Source organism: Massilia sp. YIM B02443, assembly GCF_030411955.1.
Taxonomy (GTDB): Bacteria; Pseudomonadota; Gammaproteobacteria; order Burkholderiales; family Burkholderiaceae_D; genus Telluria.
On sequence record NZ_JASNRA010000008.1, the window covers coordinates 12,773 to 29,391 of the forward strand.

15 protein-coding genes and 1 pseudogene are annotated in these 16,619 nt (G+C 65.5%); 12 read left to right on the forward strand and 4 right to left on the reverse strand.

Going from position 1 to position 16,619, the window contains the following annotated elements:
* Positions 1-46: 46 nt before the first annotated feature.
* Both QPK27_RS10245 and QPK27_RS10250 read right to left on the reverse strand, forming a co-directional pair.
* The gene (locus QPK27_RS10245) at positions 47-2,575 is read right to left on the reverse strand and encodes an adenosylcobalamin-dependent ribonucleoside-diphosphate reductase (protein ID WP_290418132.1); all 2,529 of its coding nucleotides are present in this window, start codon (positions 2,573-2,575) and stop codon (positions 47-49) included.
* A 199-nt stretch (positions 2,576-2,774) separates the two neighbouring features.
* Positions 2,775-3,005: pseudogene (locus QPK27_RS10250) on the reverse strand (accessory factor UbiK family protein); the annotation flags it as partial.
* A gap of 264 nt (positions 3,006-3,269) precedes the next feature.
* Here QPK27_RS10250 and QPK27_RS10255 point away from each other — a divergent pair.
* The 4 genes from QPK27_RS10255 to gshA all read left to right on the forward strand — a co-directional run bounded on the left by QPK27_RS10255 (position 3,270) and on the right by gshA (position 7,237).
* Positions 3,270-4,004, forward strand: a complete 735-nt coding sequence (locus tag QPK27_RS10255; RefSeq protein WP_290418133.1) for a TorF family putative porin — start codon at positions 3,270-3,272, stop codon at positions 4,002-4,004.
* A gap of 19 nt (positions 4,005-4,023) precedes the next feature.
* Entirely contained in the window at positions 4,024-4,362 is a 339-nt protein-coding gene (glnK, locus tag QPK27_RS10260) for a P-II family nitrogen regulator (protein WP_005667790.1), read from the forward strand.
* Between the two features lie 15 nt (positions 4,363-4,377).
* Positions 4,378-5,778, forward strand: a complete 1,401-nt coding sequence (gene amt, locus QPK27_RS10265; protein WP_374047044.1) for an ammonium transporter — start codon at positions 4,378-4,380, stop codon at positions 5,776-5,778.
* 157 nt (positions 5,779-5,935) lie between these two features.
* On the forward strand, positions 5,936-7,237 hold the full coding sequence (gene gshA / locus QPK27_RS10270) for a glutamate--cysteine ligase (RefSeq protein ID WP_290418135.1): 1,302 nt from the start codon (positions 5,936-5,938) through the stop codon (positions 7,235-7,237).
* Between the two features lie 85 nt (positions 7,238-7,322).
* Here gshA and QPK27_RS10275 read toward each other — a convergent pair whose 3' ends face one another.
* Positions 7,323-8,036: a class I SAM-dependent methyltransferase gene (locus QPK27_RS10275; RefSeq protein WP_290418136.1), complete on the reverse strand. Its 714-nt coding sequence runs from the start codon at positions 8,034-8,036 to the stop codon at positions 7,323-7,325.
* 194 nt (positions 8,037-8,230) lie between these two features.
* Here QPK27_RS10275 and gshB point away from each other — a divergent pair, with 194 nt between their 5' ends.
* The 8 genes from gshB (at position 8,231) to QPK27_RS10315 (ending at position 15,663) form a co-directional block, all read left to right on the forward strand.
* Complete coding sequence (gene gshB / locus QPK27_RS10280; RefSeq protein ID WP_290418137.1) at positions 8,231-9,181, forward strand: glutathione synthase; 951 nt, start codon at positions 8,231-8,233, stop codon at positions 9,179-9,181.
* 46 nt (positions 9,182-9,227) lie between these two features.
* Positions 9,228-9,635 (forward strand): PTS sugar transporter subunit IIA, encoded by a 408-nt coding sequence (locus tag QPK27_RS10285; protein ID WP_290418138.1) that lies wholly within the window; start codon positions 9,228-9,230, stop codon positions 9,633-9,635.
* Positions 9,636-9,696: 61 nt separating this feature from the next.
* Positions 9,697-9,966 carry an HPr family phosphocarrier protein gene (locus QPK27_RS10290; RefSeq protein WP_290418139.1) on the forward strand — a complete coding sequence of 90 codons (270 nt, stop codon included), beginning with the start codon at positions 9,697-9,699 and terminating at the stop codon, positions 9,964-9,966.
* A gap of 62 nt (positions 9,967-10,028) precedes the next feature.
* Positions 10,029-11,798 (forward strand): phosphoenolpyruvate--protein phosphotransferase, encoded by a 1,770-nt coding sequence (ptsP, locus tag QPK27_RS10295; protein ID WP_290418140.1) that lies wholly within the window; start codon positions 10,029-10,031, stop codon positions 11,796-11,798.
* A 129-nt stretch (positions 11,799-11,927) separates the two neighbouring features.
* Positions 11,928-13,079 (forward strand): homoserine O-acetyltransferase, encoded by a 1,152-nt coding sequence (locus tag QPK27_RS10300; protein WP_374047045.1) that lies wholly within the window; start codon positions 11,928-11,930, stop codon positions 13,077-13,079.
* The gene (metW, locus tag QPK27_RS10305; RefSeq protein ID WP_290418142.1) at positions 13,076-13,693 is read left to right on the forward strand and encodes a methionine biosynthesis protein MetW; all 618 of its coding nucleotides are present in this window, start codon (positions 13,076-13,078) and stop codon (positions 13,691-13,693) included. Before QPK27_RS10300 ends, metW begins: the two co-directional genes overlap by 4 nt.
* A gap of 142 nt (positions 13,694-13,835) precedes the next feature.
* Entirely contained in the window at positions 13,836-14,714 is an 879-nt protein-coding gene (locus QPK27_RS10310) for a M48 family metallopeptidase (protein WP_290418143.1), read from the forward strand.
* 10 nt (positions 14,715-14,724) lie between these two features.
* Positions 14,725-15,663 (forward strand): pseudouridine synthase, encoded by a 939-nt coding sequence (locus tag QPK27_RS10315; protein WP_290418144.1) that lies wholly within the window; start codon positions 14,725-14,727, stop codon positions 15,661-15,663.
* A gap of 3 nt (positions 15,664-15,666) precedes the next feature.
* Here QPK27_RS10315 and QPK27_RS10320 read toward each other — a convergent pair whose 3' ends face one another.
* Positions 15,667-16,437 (reverse strand): exodeoxyribonuclease III, encoded by a 771-nt coding sequence (locus QPK27_RS10320; RefSeq protein ID WP_290418145.1) that lies wholly within the window; start codon positions 16,435-16,437, stop codon positions 15,667-15,669.
* Positions 16,438-16,619: the final 182 nt, after the last annotated feature.

Genomic DNA, 16,619 nt, shown 5'->3' on the forward strand with positions numbered 1-16,619 from the left:
GACGATGTAGCCGAAGCACGCCAGCGCCGCCGCGAAGGCGAAATGGTCAGCCGCACTCGCCGACGTAGTGGCAGGATGCGCAGCGGGTGCAGCCGTCGACCTTGCGCAGCGCGCGGGCGCCGCATTCCGGGCACTTGGCGCCGTTGGTGGAAGACAGAGCGGGCAGGGCGTCTTCGGTATTCGCAACCGCGGCCGGCTGCGGCGCCGGCTTTCCCACATCCGCGCCCATGCCCGAGCGTGCGGCGAAGGCGCGCGCCAGCTGCGGCACCGGCGCCTGGTTGCCCTGTTCGTCGAGGAAGCCGCGCCGGATCAGGATCCGCTGCAGCATGAAGGCGATCGCGGCGACCTCGGAGTCGTGGTACACCGGCACCGCCACGCCGTCCTCGCGCAGCAGGTGGCCGCAGCGTACCGGGCCTTTTTCCCATACCACGTCGCGCATGTCGGCCAGGGCGCGCGCGATCGGCCCGCCGGCGCGCGCCACCATCGACAGCAGCCGCATCGAGGCGGTGATCCACTGGTGTCCGCCGGTGCGCTGGTTGGCCGGCATGAAGAATTCGAACGGGCGCTCGATGGCGACCGGCCTGCCTTCCCACACGCCCTCGGTGCGCAGGAAGCTCACCGTCAGGTAGGCGCTCTTGCGGCCTTCCTGGGTCGAATATTCGATCTTCGAGGTCACCGATTCCAGCTCGCCCAGCGGACGCCGTTCGAAGCGCTTGCGCAGCGGATCGTCGTCGGGCAGCGCTACCGGCTGCTCCGGATCCGCGGCCGGCACGGTGTTCGATTGCGCATCCGGCCGCGGCGCGATCGACAGCACGCTACCCAGTACCGTGTTCGGGCGATAGGTCGCCAGCCCTTTCAGGCCGGCGCGCCAGGCTTCCAGGTACAGGCCGCGGAAGTCGTCGTAGGGATAATCCTCCGGCACGTTGACGGTCTTCGAGATCGCCGTGTCGATGAAGGGCTGCACCGCCTGCACCATGCGCAAGTGGTCGAGCGCGCGCATCTCGAGCGCGGTGACGAACGACGGCGGCAACTCCTCCATGTCGTTGCCGGCCTGGCGGTACAGGCGCCAGGCGTGATCCGCCACCTCGTAGCTGCGCGTGCCGCCGTCCGCGGTGCGCTTCTTGCGCAGGTAGGTCCAGGCGTACGGCGGCTCGATGCCGTTCGAGGCATTGTCGGCGAAGGCCAGCGAGATGGTGCCGGTGGGCGCGATCGACAGCAGGTGCGAGTTGCGGATGCCGTGCTCGCGGATGGCGTCGCGCAGCGCCTGCGGCAGGCGCGCGACGAATTGGCCGCGCAGGTACTGGTCGGCGTCGAACAGAGGGAAGGCGCCTTTTTCGCGCGCCAGGTCGATCGAGGCGGCGTAGGCGCTGTCGCGCAGTTCTTCGGCGATGCGCGCCGCCATGGCGCGGCCGGCTTCGCTGTCGTAGCGCAGTCCCAGCATGACCAGCGCGCTGCCCAGGCCCAGGAAGCCGAGGCCGATGCGGCGCTTCTGGTGGGCCTCGAGCTTTTGCTGCGCCAGCGGCCACTCGGTGGCGTCCAGCACCAGGTCGAGCATGCGCACCGCCACCGTCGCGACTTCACGCAGGCGTTCGAAGTCGAGGCGCGCGTCCGGCGTGAACGGCGCATCGACGAAGGCGGTCAGGTTCAGGGAACCGAGGTCGCAGCAGCCGTAGGCCGGCAGCGGTTGCTCGCCACAGGGATTGGTGGCGGCCAGCCGCTCGCAGTACCACAGGTTGTTCTCGAGGTTCATGCGGTCGATAAACAGCACGCCCGGCTCGGCGTGGTCGTAGGTCGAGAGCATGATGCTTTCCCACAGCATGCGCGCGCGCACCGTGCGATAGACCCACAGGCCATCCTCGCGCCGGTGGCTGCCTGCGGCAAGCAATTCATCTCCCGGTTCGGCGCGGTGCACCAGCTCGAAGCCGGCGTCGTTTTCCACCGCGCGCATGAAGGCGTCGGTGACGCCGACCGAGATATTGAAGTTGGTGAGCGCGCCCCCGTCCTTGGCGGCGATGAAGCGCTCGATGTCGGGATGGTCGACCCGCAGCACGCCCATCTGGGCGCCGCGCCGGGCGCCGGCCGATTCCACCGTGCGGCACGAGGCGTCGAACACTTCCATGTACGACACCGGGCCGGAGGCTTGCGAGGCGGTGCCGTGCACCTTGCTGCCGTGCGGGCGGATGGCGCTGAAGTCGTAGCCGACGCCGCCGCCGCGGCGCAGTGTCTCGGCCGCTTCGGCCAGGGCGGTATAGATGCCGGGCAGGCCGTCGTCACTGCCGGTGATGGCGTCGCCCACCGGCTGCACGAAGCAGTTGATCAGGGTGGCGCGCAGCTGGCGGCCGGCGGCGGCATTGATGCGCCCGGCCGGCACGAAGCCTTGTTGCTGGGCCCGGACGAAGCGCGCCTCGTGTTCGGCGCGCACCGATTCGGGTTCGAGCGCGGCCAGGGCGTGCGCCACGCGCCGGCGCACGTCGCCGATGCTGCGCTCGCTGCCGTGCGCATACTTCTCGCGCAGCACGTCCAGGGAGACTTCCTGCGGCGCCAGGCCGCCGGCAAGTCCGTCGATCGCATTCATGTTCGTCGCGCCGTCCATGAATGCGGCCGGCTTACTTCTTGTCGAGGGTCGGGCTGGAATGCAGGCCGGACTGCTGCGGCTCGGCCACGGTCGGGTCTTCCGGCGCGGCCGGGAAGGCCGCGTCGGAGCGCGCACCCGCTGCCGCGGTGGCTGCCGCTTCGGCGCGGGTAGCGGCTGCGCTGGCTGCGGCCGGCTGGCCGGACAGGCGCGCTTCCAGTTCGATCACGCGCAGCTCGAGCGCTTCCAGCTTGGCGCGGGTCTTGGCCAGCACCTGGGCCTGGATATCGAATTCCTCGCGGGTCACCAGGTCGAGCTTGGCGAAGCCCTGGGTCATCGCCGCCTTGACGTTGCGTTCGATGTCCTTGGCCGGACCGCTTTCCAGTGCCTGGTTGATCTTGCCTTGAATATCGCTGAAGAAGTTGCTGTTCATATCCCTGTATCCCTTTATGCCGGGGCCGCACGCACCACGAGAGTGCAATACGGCCTGATTTGGTGCGCCATGCCGCGCGCTGGACGCACCGCGCGGTCGCTTGTGTTGAAGCAATGTCGATATGGGGTGTGTTTACCAAAAAAACAAGGCATTTTTTCCCCCCATTCTGGGCTGGCACACATCCTGCTAAATCAAACCTTGAATGCGTAACCAGAAGAGGATTTTAAACCGCAACAGCTTTACCGTTCATCAAGGGGGTTTGTCATGAAGTGCAAAGCAACACGTGCAGCAGCCAGCCTGGCCATCCTGGCCTTTACCAGCATCCCGGGCATGGCTCAGGAACAACCCGCCGAACATCAGGTGAGCTACAACGCCAGCATCACCAGCGACTACCGTTATCGCGGCCTGTCGCAAACCCGCCTCGACCCGGCCCTGCAGGGCGGCGTCGACTACGTGCATGGCCCGACCGGCCTGTACGTCGGCACCTGGTTGTCCACTATCAAGTGGACGAAAGACCTGGGCGGAGACGGCAATATCGAATGGGATTTGTACGCCGGCAAGCGCGGCCAACTGACCGAGACGGTCAGCTACGACGTCGGCGGACTGTATTACTACTATCCGGACAATGGGCTGAGCCCGAGTGCGAACACCTTCGAACTGTACGGCAAGCTCGGCTTCGGCCCGGCCTATGCCAAGTACTCGCACTCGACCACCAACCTGTTCGGCACCGCCGACAGCAAGCGCAGCGGCTACCTGGACCTGGGCGCCGACATCGACGTCGGCAACGGCTTCCTGCTCAACCTGCACGTCGGCCGCCAGCGCGTGAAGAACAACAGCGCGTTCTCGTACACCGACTACAAGGTCGGCGTGACCAAGGACTTCGGCGTGGCGACCTTGTCGCTGGCCTGGATCAAGGCCAATACCGACGGCTACCTGAGCCCATCCGGTGAAAACCTGGGCAAGTCGGCTGCGGTGCTCAGTGTTTCAAAAACTTTTTGATAGCAAAAGAGGCAATACCATGAAAATGATTACCGCCATCATCAAGCCCTTCAAGCTCGACGAGGTGCGCGAAGCGCTGTCGGAAATCAACGTGCAAGGCATGACGGTGACCGAAGTGAAGGGCTTCGGCCGCCAGAAGGGCCACACCGAGCTGTACCGTGGCGCCGAGTACGTGGTCGACTTCCTGCCCAAGATCAAGATCGAAGCCGCCGTCGACGATGCCGTCGTCGACCAGGTGATCGACGCGATCCAGGGCGCTGCCCGCACCGGCAAGATCGGCGACGGCAAGATCTTCGTGGCCGACCTGAACCAGGTCATCCGTATCCGCACCGGCGAGACCGGCAACGACGCACTGTAAGAGGGAAAGTTCCATATGAAGCGTATAACTACAATGATTCTTGCCGCCATGCTGGGCCTTGGCACGGCCCTTCCGGCCATGGCGGCGCAGTCCATCAACAAAGGGGATACCGCGTGGATGTTTGTCGCCACGCTGCTGGTGGTCATGATGGTGATTCCGGGCCTGGCGCTGTTCTACGGCGGCCTGGTGCGCGCCAAGAACATGCTGTCGGTCCTGATGCAAGTCATGATGGTGTTTTCGCTGATCATCGTGCTGTGGTGCCTGTATGGCTACTCGCTGGCGTTCACGCAAGGCAACGCCTTCATCGGCGGCTTCGACCGCCTGTTCCTGAACGGCATCTGGGACCCGGCGACCGGCAAATTCGGCATGGCCGCCACCTTCACCAAAGAGGCGATGATTCCTGAGTTCATCTTCGTCGCCTTCCAGGGCACCTTCGCCGCCATCACCTGCGCCCTGATCGTGGGCGCCTTCGCCGAGCGTGCGCGTTTCGCGGCGGTGCTGGCTTTCGTGGTGATCTGGTTCACCTTCGCCTACCTGCCGATGGCGCACATGGTCTGGTTCTGGGCCGGCCCTGACGCGATCACCGACGCCGCTTCGCTGGCCAGCGTCACGGCGGGCGCCGGCTACCTGTGGCAGCAGGGCGCGCTCGACTTCGCCGGCGGCACCGTGGTGCACATCAACTCGGCCGTGGCCGGCCTGGTGGGCGCCTATGTGATCGGCAAGCGCATCGGCTACGGCCGCGAATCGATGGCGCCGCACTCGCTGCCGCTGACCATGGTCGGCGCCTCGATGCTGTGGGTCGGCTGGTTCGGCTTTAACGCCGGTTCGGCACTGGAAGCGGGCGATGTCGCCGCGCTGGCCTTCATCAACACTCTGTTGGCAACCGCCGCCGCCACGGTATCGTGGGCCTTCGCCGAGTGGATCTTCAAGCGCAAGCCGTCGATGCTGGGCGCCGCTTCCGGCGCCATCTCGGGCCTGGTGGCAATCACCCCGGGCGCCGGCTTCGTAGGTCCGATGGGCGCCCTGATCATGGGCCTGCTGGCAGGCGTTGTCTGTCTGTGGGGCGTGACCGGCCTGAAGCGCCTGCTGCGCGCCGACGATTCGCTCGACGTGTTCGGCGTGCACGGCGTGGGCGGTATCCTGGGCGCGTTGCTGACCGGCGTGTTCGCATCTCCATCGCTGGGCGGCCAGGGCGTGTGGGATTACACCACCAATGCCATGGACACCGCTTATTCGATCGCGGACAAGGTCCTGGTGCAGGCGCACGGGGTGGTCGTTACCGTCGTCTGGTCGGCCGTGGTGGCGTTTATTGCCTTCAAGCTGGTCGACATCGTGATCGGCCTGCGCGTGCCGGAAGACGAAGAGCGTGAAGGGCTGGACGTGACCAGCCACGGCGAGTCGGCTTACCGCTACTGATCGCTTCATCGTCGGTCTTTACAACGCCATCCCTGCGCGAGCAGGGGTGGCGTTTTTGCGTTCTCGGGCTTTCCCTTTAAAATGAATTGCGCACCCCCATATGCAATTGCCGACTTAAATTAACAACAAGAAGCGCACAACAAGGAAGTCCTCATTCATGGTTCCGCACCTCGCCACCGCCCAGACCGGTCCTTTGCTGGACCTGGAAAAGAAAATTCTCGAAGCCACCCCGGCGATCGAACGCTGGTTCCGCCTCGAGTGGCAGGAACATACGCCGCCGTTCTACAGCTCGGTCGACCTGCGCAATGCCGGCTACAAGCTGGCGCCGGTCGACACCAACCTGTTCCCGGGCGGCTTCAACAACCTGGCCGCCGAGATGCTGCCGCTGACGGTGCAGGCCGCGATGGCGGCGATCGACAAGTATTGCCCCGACGCGCGCAACCTGGTGCTGGTGCCGGAAACCCACACCCGCAACCCGATGTACCTGCAGAACGTGGCGCGCCTGATGCAGATCTTCCGCCAGACCGGCCTGCACGTGCGCCTGGGCTCGTTCTCGCCCGACATCACCGAACCGACCCCGCTGGCGCTGCCGGACGGGAACATGCTGGTGCTGGAGCCGCTGGTGCGCTCGCCCAACGGCCGCCGCCTGGGCCTGGCCGACTTCGACCCGTGCACCATCCTGCTCAACAACGACCTGTCCGGCGGCATCCCGCCGATCCTGGAAAACGTCTACGAGCAGGCGCTGTTGCCGCCGCTGCACGCCGGCTGGGCGCTGCGCCGCAAGAGCAACCACCTGAAGGCGTTCGATGAAGTTGCCAAGAAGTTCGGCAAGCTGATCGACATCGACCCGTGGCTGGTCAATCCGCTGCACAGCAAGTGCGGCGAAGTCGACCTGCGCGAGAACGTCGGCACCGAAGAGCTGGCCGACAGCGTGGCGGCGCTGTTCTCCAAGATCAAGAAGAAGTACAAGGAATACGGCATGAAGGAGCAGAAGCCCTTCGTGATCCTCAAACCCGACGCTGGCACCTACGGCATGGGCGTGATGACGATCAAGGACGCCAGCGAAGTGCGCGACCTGACCCCCGCCCAGCGCGCACGCATGTCGGTGATCAAGGACGGCGTCGCCGTGACCGACCTGATCATCCAGGAAGGCGTGCCGACCCACGAGTCGATCGACGACGCCGTGGCCGAGCCGGTGGTGTACATGATCGACCGCTACGTGGTGGGCGGCTTCTACCGCGTGCACGCCGAACGCGGCATCGACCAGAACCTGAATTCGCCCGGTTCGCAGTACGTGCCGCTGGCGTTTGCCCAGCAGCATGCGATGCCGGACCTGAAGGCCAAGCCGGGCACGGCGGCGCCGAACCGCTTCTACGTGTATGGCGTGGTGGCGCGCCTGGGCATGCTGGCGGCGTCGATCGAGCTGGAGCGTACCGATCCGGATCCGGAAGTGTATTGATCGGATATTGATACATAACGTAGGGTGGACGGCTTCGCCGTCCACGCGTCCAGCCATCGCATGAATTACCATACGGCCGGCGCCATCATTCTTCCTTGCGCACCACGTACATGAAATGCGATCGCAGTACCGGCGCGATCGCCGTCAGCAGTTCGCACGCCAGCCACGGCGCCCCCGCCAGCACGCGGTGGATCGGCGGCGCCAGCACCAGGCTGCGGTAGCGCTGGCCGCTGCCGGGCCACCATTCCTGCAACTCGGCGCGCGTGACCTTGCGCACGTTGCGGTTACGGGGATTGTCATACCTGAAATCGAACACCAGGCACCAGCCGCCGGGGCGCAGCGCATGCCACATCTGCGCTGCCAGCTCGCGCCGCAGGACCGGATCGAGCACCGAGGAAAACACCGTCTGCGCCGTCACCAGGTCATACCCGGCCTGCGGCAGCGCCTCGAGCGTGCCCAGGTGCCACCGGACCCCGGGCGCGGTGCAGCGCCGGGCGTGGTCGAGCCGGTCTTTCTGCAATTCGGTGCCGGTAAGTTTGGCCGGGGTCGCGCCCCAGTCGATCAGCTGGCGCAGGAAGCCGCCGGTGCCGCAGCCGACGTCCAGCACCTCGACCGACGCCAGGTCGGAGCCGACCGTGCTGGACAGCAGATCGGCGAAGCCGCGCGCGCGCGCCGCCACCTGCTGCAGGATCTCGGGGCGGTTCCAGGCGTAGCGCGCCAGCGCGGCGCCGCCGTGCCAGGCGCGGTAGACGTGGCGGATGCGTTCCTGTTCGGCTTGGCTGTTGGATGGTGGTTCCATGACCCTATGGTGACCCGTGTCCAGCGCAGCGCGATTGAGGCTGCTCACGTGGAAACCCTGTGAGCTCGCAAATTGCTGAAGTGCATTTCCTTGTCTGACATGAATGAGGCAAGGCAGAAACCGGAAGTGGGGCCTCGGCCGCGAGATTTGCCGTTTCGGGCTAAAATCAGGTCATCACCTCAACTGGATGCCCCATGAAAATCGCTTTTCTCGCCGACCCGCTGTCCGGCTTCAAGACCTACAAGGACTCGACTTTCGCGATGATGCGCGAGGCGGCGCGGCGCGGCCATGCCGTGTACGCGTTCGAACAGCGCGACATGGTGCTGGAAGAAGGCGTGGTCAGCGCCCGGGTGGCGCGCATCCACCTGACCGGCGATGCAACTGATTGGTACCGCGCCGACCCGGCCGAAGAGGTGTCGCTGTCGACGTTCGACGCCATCATCGAGCGCAAGGATCCGCCGTTCGACATGGAATATGTCTACGGCACCTATCTGCTGGAACTGGCCGAGCGCCAGGGCGCGCGCGTGTTCAACCGCCCATCGGCGATCCGCGACCATAACGAAAAGCTGGCGATCGGCCAGTTCAGCGACTACACCTCGCCGACCCTGGTCACCTCGAGCGAAGAGCGCCTGCGCGCCTTCCACGCCAAGCACGGCGACGTGATCTTCAAGCCGCTGGACGGCATGGGCGGCGCCGGCATCTTCCGCGTCAAAAGCGATGGCCTGAACCTGGGCTCGATCATCGAGACCCTCACCGCCAATGGCCGCCATACCATCATGGCGCAGAAATTCATCCCCGCCATCGAGAAGGGCGACAAGCGCGTACTGGTCATCGGCGGCAAGCCGGTGCCGTTCGTGCTGGCGCGCATCCCGCAGGGCGGCGAAGTGCGCGGCAACCTGGCCGCCGGCGGCCTGGGCGTGGCGCAGCCGATCAGCGAGCGCGAACGCGCCATCGCCGAGGCCCTGGGCCCGGTGCTGGCCGAGCGTGGCCTGTTGCTGGTAGGATTAGATGTGATCGGCGATTTTCTGACTGAGGTCAACGTCACCAGCCCGACCTGCTTCCAGGAGATCTTCGACCAGACCGGCTTCGACGTGGCCGCGATGTTCATCGACGCCGTCGAAGCGCAGGCCCAGCAACAACATTAAGCTGTAAATACCGGGCGAGAGCCCAAGCAACGAGCGAATATTTGACATGGTAGGCATCCTGCTCCTGACCCACGCACCGCTGGGCCAGGCATTCATCGCCGCGGTGGCGCACGTCTTCCGCGGCCCCACCGAGCGCTTCGAAGCGATCGACGTGGTAGCCGACCAGGACCCGCACGAGGTCAACTGCCTGGCCAAGGCCGCGATCGGGCGCCTGGACGAGGGCGACGGCGTGCTGGTGATCACCGACATCAAGGGCGGCACGCCGTCCAACTGCTGCAACGCGCTGTCGAACAGCGACAACGTGCAGATCATCGCCGGCATCAGCCTGCCGATGCTGCTGCGCGCGATCACCTACCGGCGCGACACGCTCGACGTGGTGGTCGAGATGGCGCTGGCCGGCGCCCAGAACGGGGCGGTGCGGGTCGACAACCGGATCCGGGTCGGCTCCGGCTGACACAGGCAATACCATGGCGTGATGGCGATACAGATTCGACAAATACAACGATAAAGCGAACATGATTCAACAAGAACTCGAGATCATCAACAAGCTGGGCCTGCACGCCCGCGCTTCCGCCAAGTTCACCCAGCTGGCCGCGAAATACCAGAGCGACGTCTGGCTCACCCGCAACGGGCGCCGGATCAACGCCAAGTCGATCATGGGCGTCATGATGCTGGCCGCCGGCAAGGGCGCCAAGGTGACCCTGGAAGCCGAGGGCAAGGACGAGGAAGCAGCGGTGGCCGCCCTGGCCGCCCTGGTCAACGACAAGTTCGGCGAAGGCGAGTAATGCCGCCGCCCGCCTCCGGGTTCGACACGGCGGCGGTGGCGTCTCGCTCCACAGGGTCCAGCATGGCCTCCTTCCTCCTTCACGGCATTCCGGTCTCGCGCGGGATCGCGATCGGGCGCGCGCACCTGCTCACGCCGGCCGCGCTCGACGTCAAGCACTACCTGGTGCCGGAAGAGCAGGTCGAGGCCGAGGTGCGGCGCCTGCAGGACGCGATCGCCGCCGTGCACCGCAACCTCGAAGAGCTGTGGACCGACCTGCCGAAGGACGCCCCGACCGAACTGGGCGCCTTCATCGATGTCCATGCGCTGATCCTGTCCGACCCGCTGATCTCGGAAGCGCCGCTCGACATCATCCGCGCGCGCCGCTACAACGCCGAATGGGCGCTGGTGACCCAGATCGACGAGCTGTCGAGCCAGTTCGACGAGATCGAAGACGAGTACCTGCGCGAGCGCAAGCACGACATCCAGCAGGTGGCCGAGCGGGTGCTGAAGGTCCTCACCGGCACCGCGCTGAGCGTGCCGCCGATCGAGATCGACCCCGACCAGCCGCCGCCGCAGATGATCGTGGTGGCGCACGACATCTCGCCGGCCGACATGCTGGCCTTCCGCGACCGCCCCGGCGTGCCGCGCTCCTTCATCGGCTTCGTCACCGACGTCGGCGGCCAGAACTCGCACACGGCAATCGTGGCGCGCAGCCTGGACATCCCGGCGGTGGTCGGCATGAGCCAGGCCTCGCGCCTGGTGGAGCAGGACGACTGGGTGATCGTCGACGGCGACGCCGGCGTGGTGATCTGCAATCCGGGCCAGCTGGTGCTGGAACAGTACCGCGCGCGCCAGCAGGCCATGATCAAGGCGCGCAAGCGCCTGCTCAAGCTGAAGAAGACACCGGCCGTGACGCGCGACGGCGCCGCGATCACGCTGCTGGCGAATATCGAACTGCCCGACGACTGCCCGGCGGCGCTGGAAGCGGGCGCCAACGGCGTCGGCCTGTTCCGCTCCGAATTCCTGTTCATGGGCAGCGGCGCGCAGGCGCTGCGCATCCCCAACGAGGACGAGCAGTTCGAGCAGTACCGCAAGGCGGTGCTGGCGATGAAGGGGCGCCCGGTGACGATCCGCACGCTCGACGTCGGCGCCGACAAGCCGCTCGACCAGACCGAGCACACGGCGCTCAATCCCGCGCTCGGCCTGCGCGCGATCCGCTATTGCCTGGCCGAGCCGCAGATGTTCCTCACGCAGCTTCGTGCCATCTTGCGCGCCTCCGCGTTTGGCAAGGTGCGCATCCTGATCCCGATGCTGGCGCACGCCTTCGAGATCGACCAGACCCTGAACATGATCGAGCAGGCCAAGGCCCAGCTGCGCGAAGAGAGCGTCAAGTACGACGAAGGGATCGAGGTCGGCGCCATGATCGAGATCCCGGCCGCGGCGCTGGCGCTGCCGCTGTTCGTGCGGCGCATGGATTTCCTGTCGATCGGCACGAATGACCTGATCCAGTATCTGCTGGCGATCGACCGGGTCGATTACGAGGTGGCGCACCTGTATAATCCGCTGCATCCGGCGGTGCTGCAGCTGATCGCCTCGACCATCGCCACCGGCCACAAGGCCGGCCTGGACGTGGCGGTGTGCGGCGAGATGGCGGGCGACGTCAAGCTTACCCGCCTGTTGCTGGGCATGGGCTTGCGCGAATTCTCGATGCACCCGGCGCAGCTGCTGGCGGTGAAGCAGGAAATCCTGAACACGGACCTGTCCGCGGTTACCACCCGCACCCGGCGCATCCTGCGCGCGATGGAGCCGGGCGAAATCGCCACCGCGGTCGAGTCGCTGCAGGCCCTGTAATGCAAGGGCCGGCGCGCGCCGGCCCGGCTTGCAGTACCGCTTCGCACACACATTCAGTACCAATCACCCGTACCAATCTACAGTAGCCACACCTTCATGGGATCTCTTGGAATAGTCACACCGCAGGCGATGCACTTCGCCGAGCCGCTGCGCCTGCAAAGCGGGGCCGAACTCGGCGACTACACGCTGATGTATGAAACCTATGGCACGCTCAACGCCGACAAGTCGAACGCGGTGCTGATCTGCCACGCGCTCAATGCCTCGCACCACGTGGCGGGCCACTACGCCACCCCGAAAAGCACGGGCTGGTGGGACAATATGGTCGGCCCGGGCAAGCCGGTCGACACCGACCGCTTCTTCGTCATCGGCGTCAACAACCTCGGTTCCTGCTTCGGCTCGACCGGCCCGATGCACGTCAACCCGGCCACCGGTAAACCCTACGGCGCCGCCTTCCCGCTGGTGACGGTGGAAGACTGGGTGGCGGCGCAGGCGCGCCTGGCCGACCGCCTCGGCATCGAACAATTCGCCGCCGTGATGGGCGGCTCGCTGGGCGGCATGCAGGCGCTGTCGTGGAGCATCATGTATCCCGAACGCCTGCGCCACTGCATCGTGATCGCGTCCACGCCCAAGCTGTCGGCGCAGAACATCGCCTTCAACGACGTGGCGCGCCAGGCGATCCTGACCGACCCGGACTACCGCGGCGGCGACTTTTATGAACACGACGTGGTGCCGAAAAATGGGCTGAAGGTCGCCCGCATGGTCGGCCACATCACGTATCTGTCGAACGACGACATGGCCGAGAAGTTCGGCCGCAAGCTGCGCAACGCGGCCGAGACCAACGACTACAACTTCGACTTCGGCATCGACTTCGAAATCGAATCCTACCTGCGCTACCAGGGCGACAAGTTCTCGGAATACTTCGACGCCAACACCTACCTGTTGATCACCAAGGCGCTGGACTACTTCGATCCGGCGCGCGAGCATGACGGCGACCTGGTGAAGGCGCTGTCGGGAACCAAGGCCCAATTCCTGATCGCCTCGTTCACCACCGATTGGCGCTTCTCGCCCGAGCGCAGCCGCGAGATCGTCGAAGCATTGATCAGCAACCGGCGCCGCGTCACCTACGCCGAGATCGACGCGCCGCACGGTCACGACGCCTTCCTGCTCGAGGACGAGCGCTACATGAACGTGGTGCGCGCCTACTACGACCGGATCGCGCTCGACCTGGCGATCGCGCCGGTGGCTACCATTGCTGCCACTGCCGGCAAGGAGGCCGCATGAACTTCAACGACCTCAATACCCTGCGTCCCGACCTGGCCTTCATCGCGCACTGGGTGGGCGAACGCGCCCACGTGCTGGACGTCGGCTGCGGCGACGGCGCCATGCTGCGCTATCTGGAATCCGGCAAGCGCTGCACCGGTTATGGCATCGAGATCGCCGACGACAAGGTGCTGGAAAGCACCCGCCGCGGCGTCAGCGTGATCCAGCACGACATGGAGCAGGGACTGGGCCTGTTTGGCGACAACACCTTCGACACGGTGCTGTGCCTGAATTCCCTGCAGATGATGCAGCACGTCGAAGCGCTGCTGCGCGACATCGTGCGCGTCGGCCATGAGGCGATCGTCTCGTTCCCCAACTTCGCGCACTGGCCACACCGGCTGGCGCTGCTCAAGGGCCGCATGCCGGTTTCGCGGTCGCTGCCGTACCAGTGGTACGACACGCCCAACGTGCGCTGCGCCACGATCTACGATTTCCAGGAACTGGCCGAGGAATGCGGCCTCGAAGTGCTGGAATGCGTGGCGCTGGCCGATGGCAAGGTGATCAACTTCCTGCCGAATCTGCGCGGTAGCCTGGCGGTGTTTCGTTTGCGCAAGAAAGTTCGTCCGGCCGGCTGACCAGGCGCTGCGCTATGTGCGTTGGCGGCTAGTACGTACGCGCCGCTTGCCGCATCATCGCAGCTGAGCTGCGTCCCGACGCGGATCCTGCCGACTAAACCTTGAGAGGAGGGGCCGCCAACCACGGCCCGATGCCGATACGATGAAAAAACTGAAAACATTGGCCCTTTGCCTGTCCTTGTGCGCCGTCACCGGCCTGGCGCCGGCCCAGGACACCGTGGTCCAGGACGGCATCGCCGTCAAGCCGCTGTCGCGCATGCGCGTGCTGGCGCCGGAAGAAACGGTCAACGAGGCCGCGCGCACCCAGTACACGCAGATGATGAGCGAAGCCCAGCAGAAAGGCGTGCTGGTGCCGGCGTCCGATCCCCAGGTCAAGCGCCTGCGTTCGATCGCCCAGCGCATCATCCCGTTTACGCCGCGCTGGAACCAGGCCGCCACCAAGTGGGAATGGCAGGTCAACCTGATCCAGTCGAACGAGGTCAATGCCTTCTGCATGCCGGGTGGCCGCATCGGTTTCTACACCGGCATCATCAGCCAGTTGAAACTCAACGACGACGAGATCGCGGCCGTGATGGGCCACGAAATCGCCCACGCGCTGCGCGAGCACGGGCGCGAGCGGATGGCCAAGTCGAACGTCACCTCGATCGGCGCGCGCGTCGGGGGCGCGCTGGTGTCGGGCATCTTCGGGGTCGATCCCAACATCACCGGCACCATCGCCAACATGGGCGGCCAGATGCTGGTGCTGAAATTCTCGCGCGACGAAGAGCGCGAGGCCGACCTGGTCGGCCTGGACATCTCCTCGCGCGCCGGCTACGACCCGCGCGCCGGCATCGCCCTGTGGCGCAAGATGGCGCAGCTGAACCAGGGCGCGCCGCTCGAGCTGCTGTCGACCCACCCGGGCGGCGAGACCCGCATCCAGGACATGGAAAAGCACATGAACGTGCTGCTGCCGCTGTACGCGCGCGCGAAAAACACGACGGTGGCGAAGCTGCCGTCGTACCAGAGCACCGCGCTGCGCTGATGGCTCGCGCATGGCACGAGTAATAAAAGGCCATCAAGCCGAAGCCAATGCGTTCGTGCCGCTGCCGCTGCGCGACGGTGTCGCGCCCAGCTACCTGTGGCTGACCGAGACCCGCGCCGGCGGCATGCTGCGCTTCCTGTGCGAGCGCTTTCCGGACGTGAGCGCGGCGGCGTGGGCGGCAAGGCTGGCGCGCGGCGAGATTGTCGACGCCAGGGGTGTGGCGCTGAACGCCGACAGCCACGTGCGGCAAGGCATGCGCATCTGGTACTACCGCGAACTGGAACACGAAGAGACGCCGATCCCGTTCCAGGAACGGGTGCTGTTCCAGGACGAGCACCTGCTGGTGGCCGACAAGCCGCATTTTTTGCCGACCATCCCGACCGGACGCTTTCTGAAAGAGACGCTGCTGGTGCGCCTGAAGCGGCAATACGACCTGCCGCACCTGGTGCCGATCCACCGGCTCGATCGCGAGACCGCCGGCGTGGTGATCTTTTCGCACAATCCGGATTCGCGCGGCGCCTACCAGTCGATGTTCCAGAAGCGCGTGGTGCAGAAGACCTACGAGGCGCTGGCCGGCAGCATGCAAGGAAGAGATTTCCCGTTCACCTACCGTAGCCGCATGCAGGATGCCGAGCAGTTCTTCGTGAGCGAAGAGGTGGAAGGCGAGCCGAACTCCGAGACCGTGATCGAACTGCTGGAGCGGCGCGGCGACCTGGCGCGCTACCGCCTGCATCCGCATACGGGACGCAAGCACCAGCTGCGCCTGCACCTGTCGCAACTGGGCGCGCCGATCGTCAACGACACCTTCTATCCGGTGGCGCTGCCGTGCAAGGGCGACGACTATAGCGCGCCGCTCAAGCTGCTGGCGCGCTCGATCGCCTTCGACGATCCCTTGACGGGCCAGCCGCGCAGCTTCAGCAGCGCCTTCACGCTCGACTGGCCGGCGTAGGTTTTACAGCTCGTAATCGATGATCAGGGGCGCGTGGTCCGAGAACTTCACGTCCTTGTAGACCGACACGGTTTTCGCGCAGGCGGCAATGCCCGGGGTGGCGACGTGATAGTCGATGCGCCAGCCGACGTTCTTGGCATAAGCCTGGCCGCGGTTGCTCCACCAGGTGTACTGTTCGGGCCGCGGATCCAGGCCGCGGTGCACGTCGACCAGGCCCAGTTCGTCGAAGATGCGCGTCATCCAGGCCCGTTCTTCGGGCAGGAAGCCCGAATTCTTGAGGTTGCCCTTCCAGTTCTTGAGGTCGATCTCCTTGTGCGCGATGTTCCAGTCGCCGCAGATCACCACTTCGCGGCCCTCGGCCTTCAATTCCATCAGGTGCGGCAGGAACACTTCCATGAAGCGGAACTTGGCCAGCTGGCGCTCGGGCGACGAAGAACCGGACGGCGCGTACAGCGAAATGACGGTCAGGTTGCCGAAGTCGCAGCGGGTGTAGCGGCCTTCGGCGTCGAATTCGCCGCAGCCGAAGCCGATGCGGTGCTGGTCCGGTTCGCTCTTGCTGTACACGCCGGTGCCCGAGTAGCCCTTCTTTTCGGCATAGTGGAAACGGCCGTGGTAGCCGTGCGGGCGCAGGAAGTCCTCGGTCATGTCGGCTTCCTGCGCCTTCAGCTCCTGGACGCAGATGTAGTCGGCCTGCTGGGTGGCCAGCCAGTCGAAGAAACCCTTCTTGTGTGCCGAGCGGATGCCGTTCAGGTTGGCGGAAATAATTCGTGGCATGGTGATATCGGAAAGCAGTGGGGGGACTGCCGGCTTTCAATGATGTCCGGCAACTTCAGGCGTCAGTGTAACGCTTTTGTCCCGCCGCGGTCACCTGGCCCTCTGTTGCGGAAATGCCGCCAGGCACATGTTTAACGGAAACGATCTGTTACACTGGTCAATCCTTCCGCGCGCTAGACTCC